The 15,992-nt window shown below is 72.3% G+C and carries 15 protein-coding genes and 1 pseudogene; 5 read left to right on the top strand and 11 right to left on the bottom strand.

Annotated elements, in window-relative coordinates:
• Window positions 1-33 precede the first annotated feature (33 nt).
• Window positions 34-1,530 (bottom strand): xylulokinase, encoded by a 1,497-nt coding sequence (xylB, locus tag ACWD6R_RS03025; protein ID WP_451817083.1) that lies wholly within the window; start codon window positions 1,528-1,530, stop codon window positions 34-36.
• A gap of 246 nt (window positions 1,531-1,776) precedes the next feature.
• On the opposite strand from xylB, the gene xylA reads away from it, so the two are divergent.
• Window positions 1,777-2,946 (top strand): xylose isomerase, encoded by a 1,170-nt coding sequence (gene xylA / locus ACWD6R_RS03020; protein ID WP_037698678.1) that lies wholly within the window; start codon window positions 1,777-1,779, stop codon window positions 2,944-2,946.
• A gap of 149 nt (window positions 2,947-3,095) precedes the next feature.
• Here the strand turns inward: xylA and ACWD6R_RS03015 are convergent, their stop codons facing one another.
• The 4 genes from ACWD6R_RS03015 to ACWD6R_RS03000 form a co-directional block, all read right to left on the bottom strand.
• Complete coding sequence (locus ACWD6R_RS03015; RefSeq protein ID WP_451817082.1) at window positions 3,096-4,340, bottom strand: ROK family protein; 1,245 nt, start codon at window positions 4,338-4,340, stop codon at window positions 3,096-3,098.
• A 298-nt stretch (window positions 4,341-4,638) separates the two neighbouring features.
• A complete protein-coding gene (locus ACWD6R_RS03010) occupies window positions 4,639-5,256 on the bottom strand; it encodes a DUF305 domain-containing protein (RefSeq protein WP_451817209.1) in 618 nt (205 codons plus the stop codon).
• Between the two features lie 26 nt (window positions 5,257-5,282).
• A complete protein-coding gene (locus tag ACWD6R_RS03005; RefSeq protein ID WP_451817081.1) occupies window positions 5,283-5,933 on the bottom strand; it encodes a DUF3105 domain-containing protein in 651 nt (216 codons plus the stop codon).
• A 64-nt stretch (window positions 5,934-5,997) separates the two neighbouring features.
• Window positions 5,998-6,426: a hypothetical protein gene (locus ACWD6R_RS03000; protein ID WP_451817080.1), complete on the bottom strand. Its 429-nt coding sequence runs from the start codon at window positions 6,424-6,426 to the stop codon at window positions 5,998-6,000.
• Between the two features lie 103 nt (window positions 6,427-6,529).
• Here ACWD6R_RS03000 and ACWD6R_RS02995 point away from each other — a divergent pair, with 103 nt between their 5' ends.
• Window positions 6,530-7,360, top strand: a complete 831-nt coding sequence (locus ACWD6R_RS02995) for a phospholipid scramblase-related protein (protein WP_451817079.1) — start codon at window positions 6,530-6,532, stop codon at window positions 7,358-7,360.
• 209 nt (window positions 7,361-7,569) lie between these two features.
• Here the strand turns inward: ACWD6R_RS02995 and pcaDC are convergent, their stop codons facing one another.
• The 4 genes from pcaDC to pcaH are packed head-to-tail and all read right to left on the bottom strand — an operon-like array spanning window position 7,570 to window position 11,430.
• Entirely contained in the window at window positions 7,570-8,733 is a 1,164-nt protein-coding gene (pcaDC, locus tag ACWD6R_RS02990; RefSeq protein WP_451817078.1) for a bifunctional 3-oxoadipate enol-lactonase/4-carboxymuconolactone decarboxylase PcaDC, read from the bottom strand.
• Window positions 8,730-10,082: a 3-carboxy-cis,cis-muconate cycloisomerase gene (gene pcaB / locus ACWD6R_RS02985; protein ID WP_451817077.1), complete on the bottom strand. Its 1,353-nt coding sequence runs from the start codon at window positions 10,080-10,082 to the stop codon at window positions 8,730-8,732. The genes pcaDC and pcaB overlap by 4 nt, the downstream gene beginning before the upstream one ends.
• A complete protein-coding gene (pcaG, locus tag ACWD6R_RS02980) occupies window positions 10,079-10,648 on the bottom strand; it encodes a protocatechuate 3,4-dioxygenase subunit alpha (protein ID WP_451817076.1) in 570 nt (189 codons plus the stop codon). Before pcaG ends, pcaB begins: the two co-directional genes overlap by 4 nt.
• On the bottom strand, window positions 10,648-11,430 hold the full coding sequence (gene pcaH / locus ACWD6R_RS02975) for a protocatechuate 3,4-dioxygenase subunit beta (RefSeq protein ID WP_451817075.1): 783 nt from the start codon (window positions 11,428-11,430) through the stop codon (window positions 10,648-10,650). The genes pcaG and pcaH overlap by 1 nt, the downstream gene beginning before the upstream one ends.
• A gap of 349 nt (window positions 11,431-11,779) precedes the next feature.
• Here pcaH and ACWD6R_RS02970 point away from each other — a divergent pair, with 349 nt between their 5' ends.
• Window positions 11,780-12,271 (top strand): MarR family winged helix-turn-helix transcriptional regulator, encoded by a 492-nt coding sequence (locus tag ACWD6R_RS02970; RefSeq protein ID WP_451817208.1) that lies wholly within the window; start codon window positions 11,780-11,782, stop codon window positions 12,269-12,271.
• A 28-nt stretch (window positions 12,272-12,299) separates the two neighbouring features.
• On the opposite strand, the gene ACWD6R_RS02965 is transcribed toward ACWD6R_RS02970, so the two are convergent.
• Complete coding sequence (locus tag ACWD6R_RS02965; RefSeq protein WP_451817074.1) at window positions 12,300-13,064, bottom strand: VOC family protein; 765 nt, start codon at window positions 13,062-13,064, stop codon at window positions 12,300-12,302.
• Between the two features lie 164 nt (window positions 13,065-13,228).
• Here ACWD6R_RS02965 and ACWD6R_RS02960 point away from each other — a divergent pair, with 164 nt between their 5' ends.
• Entirely contained in the window at window positions 13,229-14,908 is a 1,680-nt protein-coding gene (locus tag ACWD6R_RS02960; RefSeq protein ID WP_451817207.1) for an FUSC family protein, read from the top strand.
• A complete protein-coding gene (locus ACWD6R_RS02955; protein ID WP_366693897.1) occupies window positions 14,905-15,411 on the top strand; it encodes a MarR family winged helix-turn-helix transcriptional regulator in 507 nt (168 codons plus the stop codon). Before ACWD6R_RS02960 ends, ACWD6R_RS02955 begins: the two co-directional genes overlap by 4 nt.
• A 266-nt stretch (window positions 15,412-15,677) precedes the next feature.
• Here the strand turns inward: ACWD6R_RS02955 and ACWD6R_RS02950 are convergent.
• Window positions 15,678-15,992, bottom strand: a pseudogene (locus ACWD6R_RS02950) (hypothetical protein); the annotation flags it as partial.

Raw genomic sequence — 15,992 nt, 5'->3', positions numbered from 1 at the left:
CAGCGGTCGTTGCGGGATGTGGCGGCGGGGTGGCTACCGGTCCCCGCCGAGCAGAGGTCCGGCGGCCCGCTCCAGCACCGAGTTGACCCGGTTCCAGGTGTCCATGTCCCGTGCCATGGGTGGCAGTTCGGTGTCCGCCTCGGATCCCCCGCCGGCATTCCAGCCGGTGGCGATCGCGACGGGGTCCTCGCCGAAGGCCGCCGCCGCGGCGAGAGCGGCCGCTCCCAGGGCCACCAGTTCGCCGCTGCCGGGCACGATCACGGGCCGCCCCGACAGCCGTCGTACGGTCTCCACCCAGGTGCGCCCCTGCGCGCCGCCGCCGATCAGGCGCAGCGGGCGGGCGGCGACCTCGGGGTCGGCCGGGTCGAGCCCGCAGGCCCGCAGCAGCTCGTCCAGGGCGCGCAGCACGGTGACGACCGCGCCTTCGTAGGCGGCGCCGAGCAGTTGCTGCGGGGTGGTGTCATGTCGGAGTCCGGTGAGCAGACCGGAGGCGGTGGGCAGATCGGGGGTCCGCTCGCCGTCGAGATAGGGGAGGAGCACCGCCTCGCCGCCGGGCGCCGCGTCGTTGCGGTCCAGGCCGAGCAGGGCGGCGACCTTGTCCACGGCGAGGGTGCAGTTGAGCGTGCAGGCCAGCGGGAGGTACGTGCCGTCGGCCGCGGCGAAACCGGAGAGCGCCGCCGATGCGGGCCGGGTCCGGGAGGCGGCGAAGACCGTCCCCGAGGTGCCGAGGCTGAGAACGGGGTGGTCCAGCAGTCCGGCGCCGCCGAGACCGAGGCCGACGGCGGCACTCATGTTGTCGCCCGTGCCCGCCGCCACGGCGATCCCGGCCGACAGGCCGAGCGCCTGCGCCGCCTCTTCGGTCAGCGAACCGGCTCGGGACGCACCGGTCTCGGCCACCTCGGGCAGCAACGCGGCATCCAGGCCGAGCAGTTCGAGCAGCTGGGGGTCGTATGTGCCGGTGGCGGTGGAGTACCAGCAGGTGCCCGACGCGTCGCCGGGGTCGGTGACGGCCGCACCCGTCAGCCGTTCGGTGAGGAAGTCGTGGGGGAGGCGGATCGCGGCGGTCGCGGCGGCGGTCTCCGGCTCGTTCTCACGCAGCCACTGCCACTTCGACGCGGTCATCGCAGCCACCGGAACCGATCCGGTGCGGGCGGTCCAGGCGTCCGCACCGCCCAGCGCGGCGGTGAGGGCAGCGGCCTGCGGGGCGGAGCGGGTGTCGTTCCACAGCAGGGCCGGGCGCAGCGGGCGGCCCGCACGGTCGAGGACGACCAGGCCGTGCTGCTGACCGGCGACCGCGATGCCGGTGACGGCCGCGGCGGGCACGCCGGACTCCTTCAGGCCGGCGGCGACGGCGGTGCGCAGCGCCTGCCACCACACCTCGGGGTCGGTCTCGCGGGCCCCCGCCTCGCCCGTGACGACATGCGGGGCGCGTCCGACGGCGAGCAGCTGACCGGTTGCGGCGTCGACGAAGGCCGCCTTGGTGGACTGAGTGGAGCTGTCCACGCCGATGACGACGGTACGCGGCGGCATGGGGATACCTCATTCTCGCGGTGCAGGGGGGCCACAGAGGGCGGAGGGCCGGTGCGATCCATTTGATCGTACGGAAAACAAATTACGCGATCGAGCCCACCCGGAACAGGGGCACTCTGGATTCCCGGTGGTGGAGGGTTTACGTCTCCACAGGGCACCGTGCATGATTAGTCATGACACTGAACAAATAGGGGTTCGGCGGCCTCTGCCGGCCGCGGACCCGACGGCACCGAAGGTGGTCAGACAATGACGGAACGCTTCAAGCCCACCCCGGGGGACAAGTTCACCTTCGGCCTGTGGACCGTGGGCTGGCAGGGGCGCGACCCGTTCGGCGACGCGACCCGCGCGGCGATCGACCCCGTCGAGACCGTGCAGCGCCTCGCCGAGCTGGGTGCTTACGGGGTGACCTTCCACGACGACGACCTGATCCCGTTCGGCTCGTCGGACACCGAGCGCGAGAGCATCGTGAAGCGGTTCCGGCAGACGCTGGACGCGGCCGGGCTCGTCGTGCCCATGGCGACGACGAACCTCTTCACCCACCCCGTCTTCAAGGACGGTGGGTTCACCGCCAACGACCGGGACGTACGCCGGTACGCGCTGCGCAAGACCCTCCGCAACATCGACCTCGCCGTCGAGCTGGGCGCCACCACCTATGTGGCGTGGGGCGGCCGCGAAGGCGCCGAGTCGGGCGGAGCGAAGGACATCCGGGTCGCTCTCGACCGGATGAAGGAGGCCTTCGACCTGCTCGGTGACTACGTCGTCGAGCAGGGCTACGACCTGAAGTTCGCCATCGAGCCCAAGCCGAACGAGCCGCGCGGCGACATCCTGCTGCCGACCATCGGCCATGCGCTCGCCTTCATCGAGCGCCTGGAGCGCCCGGAACTGGTCGGCGTCAACCCGGAGACCGGCCACGAGCAGATGGCCGGGCTGAACTTTCCGCACGGCATCGCACAGGCCATCTGGGCGGGCAAGCTCTTCCACATCGACCTCAACGGCCAGTCCGGCATCAAGTACGACCAGGACCTGCGCTTCGGCGCCGGTGACCTGCGCCAGGCGTTCTGGCTCGTCGACCTGCTGGAGACCGCCGGTTACCAGGGCCCGCGCCACTTCGACTTCAAGCCGCCGCGGACCGAGGACTACGACGGTGTCTGGGCGTCGGCCGCGGGCTGCATGCGCAACTACCTCATCCTCAAGGAGCGCGCCGCCGCCTTCCGCGCCGACCCGGCGGTCCAGGAGGCGCTGCGCGCGTCCCGGCTCGACGAGCTGGCCCGGCCGACGGCCGAGGACGGCGTGGCGGGGCTGCTGGCCGACCGCTCGGCGTTCGAGGACTTCGACGTGAACGCGGCGGCCGAGCGCGGCATGGCGTTCGAGGTGCTGGACCAGTTGGCGATGGACCACCTGCTCGGGGTCCGCTGACAGCACGGGCGGATGCTGCGGGGCCGTACCTGTGTCAGGCGGGTCCGCCCCCGCGTTTGAGTCCGGGTCGTACCTGTGTCAGGCAGGTCCGCCCCCGCGTTTGAGTCCGGGGCGTGCCTGTGTCAGGCGGGTGCGGCCCGGCTCCGGTTTCAGCCCGCCATCCGCGCCGCGTACGCCACCGGGTCGGTCAGTACGTCCTGCATCACCAGCGCCGCCGCACCCCGTGCCGCGTCGCCCGCGACCGACGAGGCGCGCAGCCGGCCGCCGCGCGGGGACCACAGCCCGGACACCACCCGGCCCGTCAGCTCCTCGTCGACGGGCGGCGACAGCCACGGCATCAGGCCCCGGTATATCCCGCCGAGCACCACCGCGTCCGGGTCGAGCAGATTCACCGCCCCGGACAGCACCCGCCCCAGCATCCGGCCCGCCTCCACCACGGCGGCCACGGCCCGCTCGTCCCCGGCCAGGGCGCGCCGCTCCAGCTCGGCCACCCCGATGCCGCTGCCGGTGTCCTCGATCCCGGCCGCCCGCAGCAGCGCCGCCTGTCCCGCGTACTGCTCCAGGCAGCCGCGCGAACCGCACCGGCACTCCGGCCCCTCCACGTCCACCACCACATGCCCGATCTCACCGGCGAACCCGTGCGCACCGCGCAGCAGTTCACCGTCGATGACCAGGGCGCCACCGACACCGATCTCGCCCGTCAGATACAGAAAGCTGCGGATCTCGTCGAGCCCGCCGAACCAGAGCTCGGCCAGCGCCGCCAGATTGGCCTCGTTCTCCGAACTCACCGGCAGTTCCGGATGGCCGGGGCGCAGTGCGGCGAGCGACGCGGCGAAGAGTTCCTCCGCCGGGACCTGATTCCAGCCCAGGTTGGGCGCCTGGCGCACCTCGCCGCCGGACACCAGTCCGGGCAGCGCCAGGGCCACCCCGACCGGGAACAGTTCCTGTTCGGCCGCCGAATCCAGGGTGCGGGCCGCGATCCGGGCCGCCCGTGCCAGCACCTCGGCGGGCGGAGCGCCCCGGTTGTCGAGGTGTTCCGTCAGCCGGACCCGGCCGGTGCCCGCCAGGTCCACGACACAGACCGACACGTAGTCGATGTTGACCTCGACGCCGAGCCCGGCGGGGCCGGTGCGCGCCACCTTGAGTGCGGTGCCGGGGCGCCCGGCCTGCCCGCTGAACGTCTTGCCGGACTCGGTGAGGAACCCACTGTCGAGCAGTTGCTCGACCAACGAGGACACGGCGGCACGGGTCAGCCCCACGCGTGCGGCCACCCCGGCCCTGGTCGCCTCGCGCTCGCCCTCGTCGCGGACGGCCCGCAGCACCAGGCTGAGGTTGCTCCGTCGCACGGTGTCCTTGTCGGCCTTGGGCCCCAGCGTCGTGAGGTTGCTCTTCATATCGCTGCTGAGCCTATGCGATTCCGCACGTCAGTACGGTCCGGAGCGGGCACCGGCTCCCCTCGCAGCATGCAGCGGAACCCGCCGTGTTCGAAGTGCGGGCCGCGACCCCGAAGTGACCGGGTGTGGTCGCCGACGTGCCGTTCGCCGCAGCGACGCATTCACGCTCGACGTCAGCCCCGCAGACGGAACGAAGCCCCGGCGCGTCCCCGGCCGGTCGTCGTCCGACGGACCGCATCAAGCAGGGCGTGGTGGCCGCGTACGCATGTACGGGACCACCACACCCCGGCCCGCCGGCTCATGCCGTGGCGCCGCGCTCCTTCAGCATGTCGGCCATCAGCCTGATCTCCGACTGCTGGCCCAGGACCATGCCCGCCGCCAGATTCCTGATCTCGTCCGTGCCCGCCGCGTCGGCCGCCGCCTGCGCCATCTCCGCACCGGCCCGGTGGTGCACGGTCATCAGCCGGAGGAACCGCACCTCGGCGTCCTTGCCCTTCGCCGCCCGCAGCGCGTCCAGCTCGGTGTCGGTCGCCATGCCCGGCATCAGCGAACCGTCGCCCCTGGGGGCGACGGTGTGGCCCATCCACTCCATCGGCGGGCGGCCGGAGCTCTTGGCGCGGCCCCACATCTCCAGCCAGCCGAGCATCATGCCGCGCTGATTGGCCTGCGTGTTGATGATGTCGTACGCGAGCCGCCGTACGTCCTCGTCGGACGTCCGGTCACGGATGATGAACGACATCTCGACCGCCTGCTGATGGTGGATCGACATGTCACGTGCGAACCCCACATCGACCGACGTCTCCGCGGGCACGGCCGACCGGGCCGCTCCCTGCGGGAGGGACGAGGACGGCCGTACGAGCATGAGTGCCACCAGCCCCAGGGCCAGCAGCAGCACCGCAGCACCCGCCAGCACCATCGGCCGCGGCGCGCGGACCGAGGACGTCACTTGGCGATCCCGCCGGTGCAGGCGGCGCCCGGCTCAGGTGTCTGCGGACCCTGGACGTACTTGGTGAAGAACTGCGCCACGCGTGCGTCGGTCGCGCTTTTCACCGTGACCTGCTTGCCCCAGGCGCTGAGGATCAGCGGGGCGTCCTGGTCCTTCACGGGGCTCATGAGCGAGTACGGGGTCTTGGCGACGCGGTCCGCGAACTTCTTGATGTCGGCGGGCTGCGCCTTGTCGTTGTACGTGACCCAGACCGCGCCGTGCTCCAGCGAGTGGACGGCGTTCTCGTTCGGGATCGCTTCGGTGTAGACGTCGGCGTCGCAGTTCATCCAGACCGGGTTGTGGTCGCCGCCGACCGGCGGGTTCATCGGGAAGTCGACCGGCTTCTCGACATGGTCCCGGGCGAGCTTGTCCCAGCTCCGCTCGCCCTGGACGGGGGAGGACTTGGCCTTCTCCCCGGCCCGGTCCTGCTTGTCGGCTGCGGACATCAGATAGCCGCCGCCCGCGACGAGTGCGGCGACGACGGCGACGGAGGCGGAGATGGTGATGACGCGGTTCCTGCGCTCGCGGGCCCGCTCCTTGCGGCGGGCCTCCTCGAGCTTGGCGCGGCGCGCGGCGGCAGGGGTGTTCTGATTCTTTGTGGAAGCCATGGAGAGTCCTCGGGTTCAACACGATGTACGGAAAGAGGGCAGGGCGGGAGAACGGGCCCTGCTTCTAGATCCGTTGAACCTGAAGGCGGAGATGGTCGACGGCGCCCACGGCGTCGTTGGAGGGGCCGCGGATACCGGCGGCGCCGGCGAGCCGGCCGACCGGAGCGGTGACAGCCGAGCCGGGGAGCGCGACAGGTGCGGCCTGGGCGGGCAGCACGACGGGTGTCGCGTGCTCCGAGACACCATGGCAGGAACTGCTGACGCCCCGGCCGTCCGGTGCGACGGCCACGACGATCCGCGCGGCAGAGGCCGGGGACGGAGTCAGAGCAGGCGTCGCGGCCGCGGTTCGGACCGTGGCGTGGTGTGCGGCCGCGCCCGTCCCGGCGAGCGAACAGCACGAGACCATGGCCAGCAGGATGAGCAGCCAGCCGAGAACGGCCGACGCGCGGGCGCCGTCCCGTCGTCGGTCGGTCCGTTCGCTGAGTCTGGTCATCCCCGACATCCTACGCGGTGTGTGAAGTTTCAACGAGTGCGGGGATGCTATTAATGTGAGGGATGGGGCTCGCCCTGTCGGATCGGCGGGATAGTGTGCCCCGGTGACAACGCACTCGAACGTATCTGTGGGCTGGTATCCGGATCCGCACGGCGCGCCCCAGTTGCTGCGCTACTGGGACGGTTCCCAGTGGACCGAGCACACGAACCCGGCCGGCGGACAGCAGCCCCAGGCTCCCGCGCAGGCTCCCGCTCAGGTCCAGGTGCCCCACCAGCAGGCGGCCCCCCAGCATCAGCAGGCCGTCCCCCAGCAGCAGGGTGCGGCTCCCGGCGGCGCCACGCTCTTCAATCAGCAGGTCCTGGTCGTGAACCAGAAGGCCAAGCTGATCGAGGTGACGAACGAGTACCGCGTCTTCGATCAGCAGGGCAACACGATCGGCTCGGTCATCCAGGTCGGCCAGAGCGCGCTGCGCAAGGTGCTGCGGTTCGTTTCCAGCATCGATCAGTATCTGACCCACAAGCTGGAGATCCGTGACGCGTACGGGCGGCCGCAGCTGCTGCTGACCCGGCCGGCGAAGTTCATCAAGTCCCGGGTCATCGTGCAGCGCCCGGACGGGCAGCCGGTCGGCGAGATCGTGCAGCAGAACGCCATAGGCAAGATCAACTTCGCCATCATGGTGGACGGTCAGCAGGTCGGTGCCATCAAGGCGGAGAACTGGCGCGCCTGGAACTTCGCGATCGTCGACCACAACGACGCCGAGATCGCCCGGATCACCAAGACCTGGGAAGGCCTCGCGAAGACGATGTTCACGACGGCGGACAACTACGTGCTGCAGATCCACTACCAGCTGCCCGAACCGCTGCTCAGCCTCGTCGTGGCGACGGCCCTGACCGTGGACACGGCCCTGAAGCAGGACGCCCGCGGCCTCGGCTGACGGAATTCTGCCGTACACAGCAGCCTGCGCCCCCGTACGTTCGCGTACGGGGGCGCAGGCGTGTACACATGCCGTCGGACGATGCTGCCCCACGTCGATGTTCTCGCCTCCGGTTCGCTGCCGGAGGCCGTGGTGGACCGCCCGGTCCCGGCCGTGGTGGTACGGGCCGGCCGGGTCATCGCCCGCGACGGCCGGCTGGTCCGAGACGGTCAGTTCGGCAGAGAGGCGTCCGGCCCGTCGGTCTCCTGTATCTCCTCCAGGACCCGGCGGGCCACCGCGAACGCCGAATTCGCGGCAGGCACACCGCAGTAGACCCCGGTCTGCAGCAGCGCCGCGCCGATTTCCTCCGGCGTCAGACCGTTGCGCAGTGCCGCCCGGACGTGCATCGCCAGTTCGTCGTGGTGCCCGTGCGCGACGAGCGCCGTGAGTGTGATCAGGCTGCGCTCACGGCGCGACAGGGTGGGGTCGGTCCAGATCTCGCCCCAGGCGTACCGGGTGATGAAATCCTGGAAGCCGGCGGTGAATCCGGTCGTGCCGGCCTGTGCCCGGTCCACATGCGCATCGCCGAGCACCTCCCGCCGCACCGCCATGCCACTGGGACCGTTCCCGTTCGCACCGAAGTGGCCGCGCAGTGCCACCCGTACCGCCTCGGGGTTCTCGGCGGGCGCCAGATGCGAGGTCGCAGCAAGCTCGGTGAGCGTGGCGCCGGGGATCGCGTCGGCGAGCTCCCGGGCGTGCGCGGGGGGTGTCGCCGGGTCCTCGCGCCCCGCGATCACCAGCGTCGCCGCCCGGATTTCCGGGAGCCGGGGCCGCAGATCGTACGCGGCGAGCGCGTCGCAACAGGCGGCGTAGGAGGAAGGGTCGGTGGCCCGGAGATCGTCGAGCAGCTCCGGCGCGGTGAAACCGGGTGTGAACCAGCGTGCCGCGGCCCCGGCCGCGACCGGTGCGAGCCCGTCCCGCCGGACCAGCGCCGCCCGCTCCTGCCACGGCCCGGGCTCGCCGAAGTGCGCGGAGGAGCAGACGACGGCGAGCCGGTCGATGCGCTCCGGGTGGTGGACGGCGAGCCAGAGTCCGACCGCGCCGCCCAGCGACACCCCCGCGTACGAGAACCGGTCCAGGGACAGCGAGTCGGCCAACTCCACCACCAGCGCGGCAAGATCGGCGACCGTCGCGCCCGGCCCGATCAGGTCCGCGGCCGATCCGCCGTGCCCGGGCAGATCCCACCGTACGACCCGGTGGGCGGCGGAGAGGTCGGGCGCGACGGCGTCCCAGAGCCCGGCCGACGTACCCAGCGAGGGTCCGAGCAGCAGCGGGGGAGCGGCGGCCGGGCCCTCCGTACGGTGGTGCAGAAGGCGGTCGGGCGGGGAAGTCATCGGCGGTCCAGTGCGCGGTCGGTGAGGAGGCCCGCGGATCCGGTGTACCGGGCGGGGTCGGTCAGTTCGGCCAGATCGAGACCGGCGAGCTCCGGCTCCTCGTACAGGACGTCGAAGAGCACATCGGAGAGGTCGGTCGTCTCGGACCGGGCCCGGTCCGCCGCGCCCGCCAGGACGTCCTTGGCGCGGGCCCGGCCGATGCGTTCGGCGAAGGCGGCGGCCAGCCGCTCCGAGACGATCAGACCGTCGGTGAGGTGGAGGTTCTCCAGCATGGCGTACGGGACGATCCGCAGCCCCGCCGCGAGTTCGGCGCCGTCCCGCGCGGCACCGCCGACGAGCCGCAGCAGATCGCGCAGCGGCTCCCACTCGGCGTGCCACGCCCCGGCGGGCCGCTCGTCCTCGGCGGCCAGCGAGCCGTACAGCGTGGCCGCCAGGCCGGGCGCCCGGCGGGCGGCGGCCGCGATCAGCGTGGCGCGCACGGGATTCGCCTTGTGCGGCATGGCGGACGAACCGCCGACCTGGCCCTCCTCGACCTCGCCGATCTCGGTACGGGACAGCGTGAGCACATCGGCCGCTGTCTTGCCGAGCGCGCCCGCGGTGAAGGCGAGCGCCCCGGCGAGATCGGCGACCGGGGTGCGCAGGGTGTGCCAGGGCAACACCGGTTCCACCAGGCCGAGTTCGCGTGCGTACGCGGCGACGAGGGCGAGTCCGTCCGCGCTCTTCTCCTCGAAGGAGAAGGCGGAGAAGGCGGCCAGGGTTCCCGCCGCACCCCCGAGTTGGGCGGGGAGGGAATCCCGTACGGAAGCCAGCCGGTCCCGCGCGTCGAGGATCAGCGCACGCCACCCGGCGGCCTTGAGCCCGAATGTGGTCGGCACGGCGTGCTGCGTGAGCGTACGGCCCGCCATCGGTGTGTCGCGGTGCGCGGCGGCGTGCCGCGCCAGCTCGTCCGCCGCCCGCACCAGATCGTCGAGCACCCCGGCCAGTGTGCGTGAGGCGACGAGCATCGCCGCAGTGTCCAGGATGTCCTGGCTGGTCGCACCCCGGTGCACATACGGCCGCACCTCCTCGGGCACCGCTGCCGTGAGGTCGGCGACCAGGGGGATGACCGGGTTGCCGCCGGAGCGCGCCCGGAGCGCCAGGTCCCGTACGTCGAAGCGGTCGGCGTCCGCCGCCTGCGTCACCGCCCGCCCGGCCTCCGCCGGGGCGAGTCCGCATGCGGACTGGGCGCGGGTCAGCGCCGCCTCGGCGTCGAGCATCGCCTGCAGGACGGCGCGGTCGCCGGTGCTGGTCTCGGCGGGGGAGCCGGCCCGCCCGGGGGCGAGCAGGCCGGCATCGCTCTCGTACGTCACGTGAACTCCAGGAAGACCGTTTCGCCGGCGCCCTGCAGGCGGATGTCGAACCGGTGGGTGCGCCGGTCCGTGGGCGTCGCGATCAGTGTGGCCCGGCGTTCCGCGTCCAGCGACTCCAGCAGTGGGTCACCGGCCGGCACGGCGCCGTCCGCGGCCCGCAGGTAGATCCGGGTGTACAGGTGGTGGAGCAGCCCGCGGGCGAAGACGGCGGCCGAGAGATACGGGACACCGCCCGGCGGCAGGGTCCGTACCGCCCACTGGCCGTCGGCGTCGGTCGGGACGCGGCCGAAGCCGGTGAATCCGACGCCGTCGCGGCCGATGGCCCGGCCGGTGACCGGGTCGTGCCGCAGCGAGCCGGGGCGGCCCGTGCGCGAGCCGTCTGGGGCGGGCTGCCAGATCTCGATCAGCGCGTCGGGGACGGGGTCACCGTTGCCGTCGAGCACCAGTCCGTGCACGGTGATCGTGTCCGGATGGCCGAGGGGCGCGATGTCGCCGCCACCGGCGAACGGCAGCGCGTACCCGTAGAACGGGCCGACGGTCTGGGACGGGGTCGGGGCGTGGGTCATCAGTGGTGGCCTTCCTCGATCCAGGTGGCGGACGGTCCGTCGAGAACGATGTCCCAGCGGAAACCGAGCGACCACTCGGCGACCGAACGGTCGTGGTCGTACGTCGCGACGAGCCGCTCCCGGGCGGCCGGGTCGGTGACGGACTGGAGAATCGGGTCGTACGGGAAGATCGGGTCGCCAGGGAAGTACATCTGGGTGACCAGGCGCTGGGTGAACGCCGTCCCGAAGAGCGAGAAGTGGATGTGCGCGGGGCGCCAGGCGTTGTCGTGGTTGCGCCACGGGTAGGCGCCGGGCTTGACGGTGGTGAAGCTGTAGCCGCCGTCGTCGCCGGTCAGACAGCGGCCGAACCCGGTGAAGTTGGGGTCCAGGGGCGCCGGGTGCTGGTCGAGCCGGTGCGCGTACCGCCCCGAGGCGTTGGCCTGCCACACCTCGACCAGCTGCCCGCGGACCGGGCGGCCCGCCCGGTCCAGGATGCGGCCGGAGACGGTGATGCGTTCACCGAGCGGCTCGCCCTGGTGCTGCCGGGTCAGATCGCGGTCGAACGCGGTGACGTCCGTGACGCCGAAAGCGGGTCCGGACAGCTCGACGGCCTCGGGATCGGCCAGCGGGATGAGTGGCCGGTGGGGGTGGCGATAGTGGCTGCTGCGGTACGGAGGGTAGTCGCGCAGCGGATGGTGCGCACCGGCGGGCGCGGCGGCGTTGACCTTGGCGACCTCGGCGTCGATGTCCCGCTGACTCAGCCCGTCGGGCAGTGGATGGGTGGTCATGTCAGGGCTTGTCATGTCGCGGCTCCGGAGACGGGTGGATTCCGAGGGGAACGAGGTGCGCCGGACGCCCGGGTCACGCGGCCTCGAGGGCGTGCAGCGCGGTGAGCCCCCGGGGCATGGGTGGCGCGGTGGTGCCGATCGTGTCGGCGGTGAGCGGCTACCGGCCGGTGGCGCGCGCACCTGCTGTGTTGTGACACCGGGGTGCGGCTCGGCGAGGACCAGCTCATCACCCTCTCCCCCCATTGCTCAGTGCACTGAGTATTTGTTGACGCGCCAGAAGCTATCCATGCTGGGGTAACGGGGTCAAGACCCTCAGTACACTGAGATCCTGGAGAGAGAAGAAGCAGCAGAGAGGGCGATGTCAGTGTCCGCGGTCGACTTGAGCAGGCACCCCGGGCATCTGGCCCGCCGCCTCCAGCAGGCGCACTACCTGCTGTGGAACACGATGGTCTCGGAGGAGACGACCTCTCCGCAGTTCGCCGTGCTCAATGCCCTGATCGCCGAGCCCGGCCTCGATCAGCGCACGGTGGGGGAGCGGGTCGGACTCGACCGCTCCACCATCGCCGAGGTCATCAGCAGGCTCTCGCGACGCGGGCTGCTGGACAAGGTGCGCGACCCGCAGGACGGCCGCCGCTCCCTGCTGCAGCTCACCGAGGACGGGACGCGCACCCACCGCAGAATCTCCCTGCGGGCGGCCAGGATGAACCAGGTCTTCCTCGGTCCGCTCTCGGCCGAGGAGCAGGCTGTCTTCTTCGATCTGCTGCGCCGGGTCTCGGACGCGGCCGAGGGACTCCGTAATCCTGAGGAGCCCTTCAATCCTGAGGAGCCCTTCGGCGCCGGAACGTCCGGCCTCTGACGTCCTCCGGCATACCGGGGGAAAGGTCCTAGCCTTCGTCGCCTGCCCCGTGGATCCCGAACACCGCTCCCTGCGGGTCGCGGACCACCGCGATCCGCCGGCCGCCCGGGAGGGTCGTCGGCGGCATCATCAGTTCACCGCCCGCACCCTGCGCGGTGGTCGCGGTCGCGTCGACGTCCGCCACCGCGAAATAGGGCAGCCAATTCGGCGGCGCCTCGGGCGGGAGCGTGTCGTCGCGCGCCAGCAGGCCGCCGAAGTCGGCGCCGTCGACACCCCACTGGGGGTAGGTCTTCGACGCGGTGACGGTCCAGCCGAAGACCGCCGGGTAGAAGGCGAGTGCGGGATCGGCCTCGCGGGTGACGAGTTCGACCCAGCCGAGCGAGCCCGGAGCGTTCAGCAGCTCGGCGCCCGCGAAGGCCCGGCCCTGCCACAGCGAGAACACCGCGCCGGACGGGTCCGCGGCGACCGCGAATCTCCCCTGGTCGAAGACGTCCATCGGGCCGACCAGCAGTGAGCCGCCCGCCGATGTCACCTTCTCCACCGTGGCGTCCGTGTCCTCGGTGGCGAACGAAACCGTCCAGGCGGGTGGCCGGCCTGGCTGGTGGACCGGGCTGAGGGCGGCGACGCGCGCAGCTCCGAGGTGCGCCATCGTGTAGCCGCCGGCCTCCTCGCGCGGATCGGTCTCGGACCGCCAGCCGAAGAGCGCCGCGTAGAACGATGTGGCCGCCGGGACGTCCGGGGTGCTCAGCTCGATCCAGCAGGGACCGCCGGGCACCGGTTCGGAGAGCTTCATTCCGTTCCCTCTGTTTCTCTTCCGGGGACGCGCGTGTGTGCGGGTCTCCTCGCAACCTACGACCGGCCGTGGAGCCGGGCCATCCGGGCGACGGACCCCGTGATCCGGGAGAAATGATTTACGGGTGTAATACCTGCTAAGGTATTTGGGTGAGTGATATGACCATGCGAACCCGGCAGCCCTCCGTCCGTAGACTTCCGCTGGCCCCCGCCCTGCGCCTGGCCCGCCCCTCGGACATGTGGTTCAAGCCGGCGCTGAGCGTGGTGGTCGCCTCCGCCGTGCCGAATCTGATGCTCTTCGCCTTCGACCGGCTCGACCTCGTCATGTACACGATGGCCGGTTCGCTCTGTGCGCTGTACGGCCACAGCCTCCCGTACACCCGCCGTGCCCGTACCGTCGCCGGAGTCGTCCTCGGCATGCTCGTCGGCATTGCGATCTCCCTGGTCACGGCCTCGCTCACCGACTCGACGGCCGTGCTGATCGCCGTCGGCGCACTCCTCGCGGCCGGGCAGAAAGTGCTTTGCGACGCCACCCGCATCGGGCCTCCCGGGCATGTGATCTTCACGTTCGTCACCTCGGCCGCCCTCTTCGCCCCGCAGCACCTCGGCCAGGTGCCAGGGCACCTCGCGCTCACCGTGGCGGCGGGCGCGGTCGCCTGGCTGGTCACCGTCGTTCCCGCCCTGATCCGCCGGGAGGGCCCGGAGCGCCGCGCCACGGCCCGCGCGCTGAACGCCGCCGCCGCGTACGCCACCGACCCGGGGCACCGCACCCGGCACGCCGCGGCCGCCGCCGTGCACGCCGGCCGGCAGACGCTGCTCGCCGCCGGGCGCCCCACCCCCGTACGCCGGGCGCTGGAACGGCTCCTCGTGCACGCCGAAGCCGCCCTCGCCGAAGCTGCCCTCGGGTCCCGCACCGCCGACCCCGACCGACTGCGTGCCTGGGCGGAGCAGACCCGGGCCCGCGGGCCCGTCCCCACCCCGCCGCCCGTCCCCGGCACGGCCGAGGAGCTCTTCGGGACCGACGCCGAGCGCGCCGCCCGGCGGACCGGCAGCCGCCGCGACGCCCGCCGGACACTGCTGCGCGCGCTCGCCCCCGGCTCCCCACTGCTGCCCATCGCCGCCCGTACCCTCATCGGCTGCGCCCTCGCCGGATACGTCTCCATGGCTCTCGGCGTCGGCCGCCCCTACTGGGCGATCGTCACCGCGGCCTCCCTCTACCAGGCCAACGTCACGCTCTCCTGGAACCGGGCCCTGCAGCGCACCCTCGGCAACCTCATCGGCGTGCTCGTCTTCGCCGCCGTCCTCCCCGTCACCCGGACGGGGCCGCTGGCGCTCATCGGCTGCTGCCTCTTCTTCAGCTTCGCCGCCGAGGCACTGATCACCCGCAACTACTGGCTCGGCTCCATCGCCGTGACCCCGATGGCCCTCCTCGTCATCGAGTTCGGCGGCACCCATCCGGCCGGTGAACTCATCGGCGACCGGGTCCTGGACACCGTCATCGGCGCCGCCGTCGGACTGCTCGCCGCCATGGCCGTCACCAACCGCCGGGCCGCCGGGCGCCTGGAACAGGCCCTTGCCGCCACCGACCGGGCCCGCGCCCACGCCGCACGGACCCTGGCCGCCCCGGCACCCGCACCCGCCGCACTCGACGCCGCGCGCCGCGCGCTGACGGGATCGCTCGTCGAGCTGCGCGAGGCGGGCGACACCGCGGCGGGCGAATGGTGGCAGCGCGCCCTGCCCGAGGAGCGGGTCCTCGCGGCGGAGCAGGCCGGACACCGTACGCTCGCGGCGACAGCAACACGGCAGGGGCTGATCGTCCCCGCCCAGGAGAACGGAGCGGTGTGACCGACGACATCGTCGCCTCGGTGGTACGGCAGTGGCAGGCCGTCAACCCGGAGCTGGACACCGGACCGATGGAACTCATCGGGCGCATCAACCGCTGCGCCGCCCTGCTCCAGCAGGCGGAGGACGCCCCGCTGCGCTCCGCAGGACTGAGCCGCGCCGAGTTCGACCTGCTCGGCGCGGTGCGCCGTACCAACCGTGAACTCACCCCCGGTGAACTGGCCAGGGAGACGTTCTCCTCCGGCGCTGCCGTCACCAAACGCCTCCGGGGCCTCCAGGAGCGCGGCCTGGTCGACCGCCGCAGCGACGCCCGGGACCGCCGCGTCGCGCACGTCCGTCTCACCGACGAGGGGCGCGCCCTGGTCGACCAGCTGCTGCCCCGGCAACTGGCGTACGAACGCACCGTGCTGTCCGGTCTCGACGAACGGACCCGTGGCGAACTCAGCTCCCAGCTCAGCGAGTTGCTGGTCCAGCTGGAGGGCCGCCTCGGCGGGGCCCGGCGCTGAACCACGGCGCCGGACCCCGCTCCGCGCGGGTGGACGACGGCCGTCGGGCGGCCTGCTCGGGCCGCCGGCCCACCCGCGGGTGCACGGCCGGGATCGGCGCACACACCACCGCGGCGGCCGGCGCGAACTCGTTCACCGACGGCGCCATCAGAACGATCAGGACGTATCCGATGCCGTGGAAATGACGGCGTATCCACCGGACGGGCTGGGTGCCTCCGGCTCTCATGGTGCTCCCGTTCTGTGCGCAGCGGTGGCTGCGCCGGTTGTCAGGGGTGGCGCGGGGGCCGGTCGGCACGGGCTCCGCCGGGCGCCCGTCCGTTCGAGCCGAGCAGCGAGGCGGACTGCCGCAGCTTCTCGGCCCGGCGGACGAGCGCCGCTTCGTCGCTGCGGTCGACGGGCGCCGACGCCATCAGGGCGAGCCGGTCGCGCCAGCTGGACCCGGCCGGCGGTACGGCGACGGCGTGCATGCCCCACACCGACTCCCCGCGGCTGAGAGCCTGTCGGGTGACCTCTGATCGGGCGGCCACGCCCTGGCACGCACGCTTCCCGCGTTGCCGAAATGCCCTGGTAGCTCCTTCCCC

The organism is Streptomyces sp. NPDC005151 (assembly GCF_053599875.1).
This window is presented reverse-complemented; position numbering and strand designations above follow the sequence as displayed.

What these genes read in the sequence shown, in the direction of transcription:
- ACWD6R_RS03000 (WP_451817080.1), bottom strand. Translation starts at nt 6,426, where the DNA reads ATGACCAGACTCAGCGAACGGACCGACCGACGACGGGACGGCGCCCGC.
- ACWD6R_RS03015 (WP_451817082.1), bottom strand. Translation starts at nt 4,340, where the DNA reads ATGAAGAGCAACCTCACGACGCTGGGGCCCAAGGCCGACAAGGACACC.
- pcaH (WP_451817075.1), bottom strand. Translation starts at nt 11,430, where the DNA reads ATGACAAGCCCTGACATGACCACCCATCCACTGCCCGACGGGCTGAGT.
- xylB (WP_451817083.1), bottom strand. Translation starts at nt 1,530, where the DNA reads ATGCCGCCGCGTACCGTCGTCATCGGCGTGGACAGCTCCACTCAGTCC.
- xylA (WP_037698678.1), top strand. Translation starts at nt 1,777, where the DNA reads ATGACGGAACGCTTCAAGCCCACCCCGGGGGACAAGTTCACCTTCGGC.
- ACWD6R_RS02960 (WP_451817207.1), top strand. Translation starts at nt 13,229, where the DNA reads ATGCGAACCCGGCAGCCCTCCGTCCGTAGACTTCCGCTGGCCCCCGCC.
- ACWD6R_RS02965 (WP_451817074.1), bottom strand. Translation starts at nt 13,064, where the DNA reads ATGAAGCTCTCCGAACCGGTGCCCGGCGGTCCCTGCTGGATCGAGCTG.
- pcaG (WP_451817076.1), bottom strand. Translation starts at nt 10,648, where the DNA reads ATGACCCACGCCCCGACCCCGTCCCAGACCGTCGGCCCGTTCTACGGG.
- pcaDC (WP_451817078.1), bottom strand. Translation starts at nt 8,733, where the DNA reads ATGACTTCCCCGCCCGACCGCCTTCTGCACCACCGTACGGAGGGCCCG.
- ACWD6R_RS03010 (WP_451817209.1), bottom strand. Translation starts at nt 5,256, where the DNA reads ATGGTGCTGGCGGGTGCTGCGGTGCTGCTGCTGGCCCTGGGGCTGGTG.
- ACWD6R_RS03005 (WP_451817081.1), bottom strand. Translation starts at nt 5,933, where the DNA reads ATGGCTTCCACAAAGAATCAGAACACCCCTGCCGCCGCGCGCCGCGCC.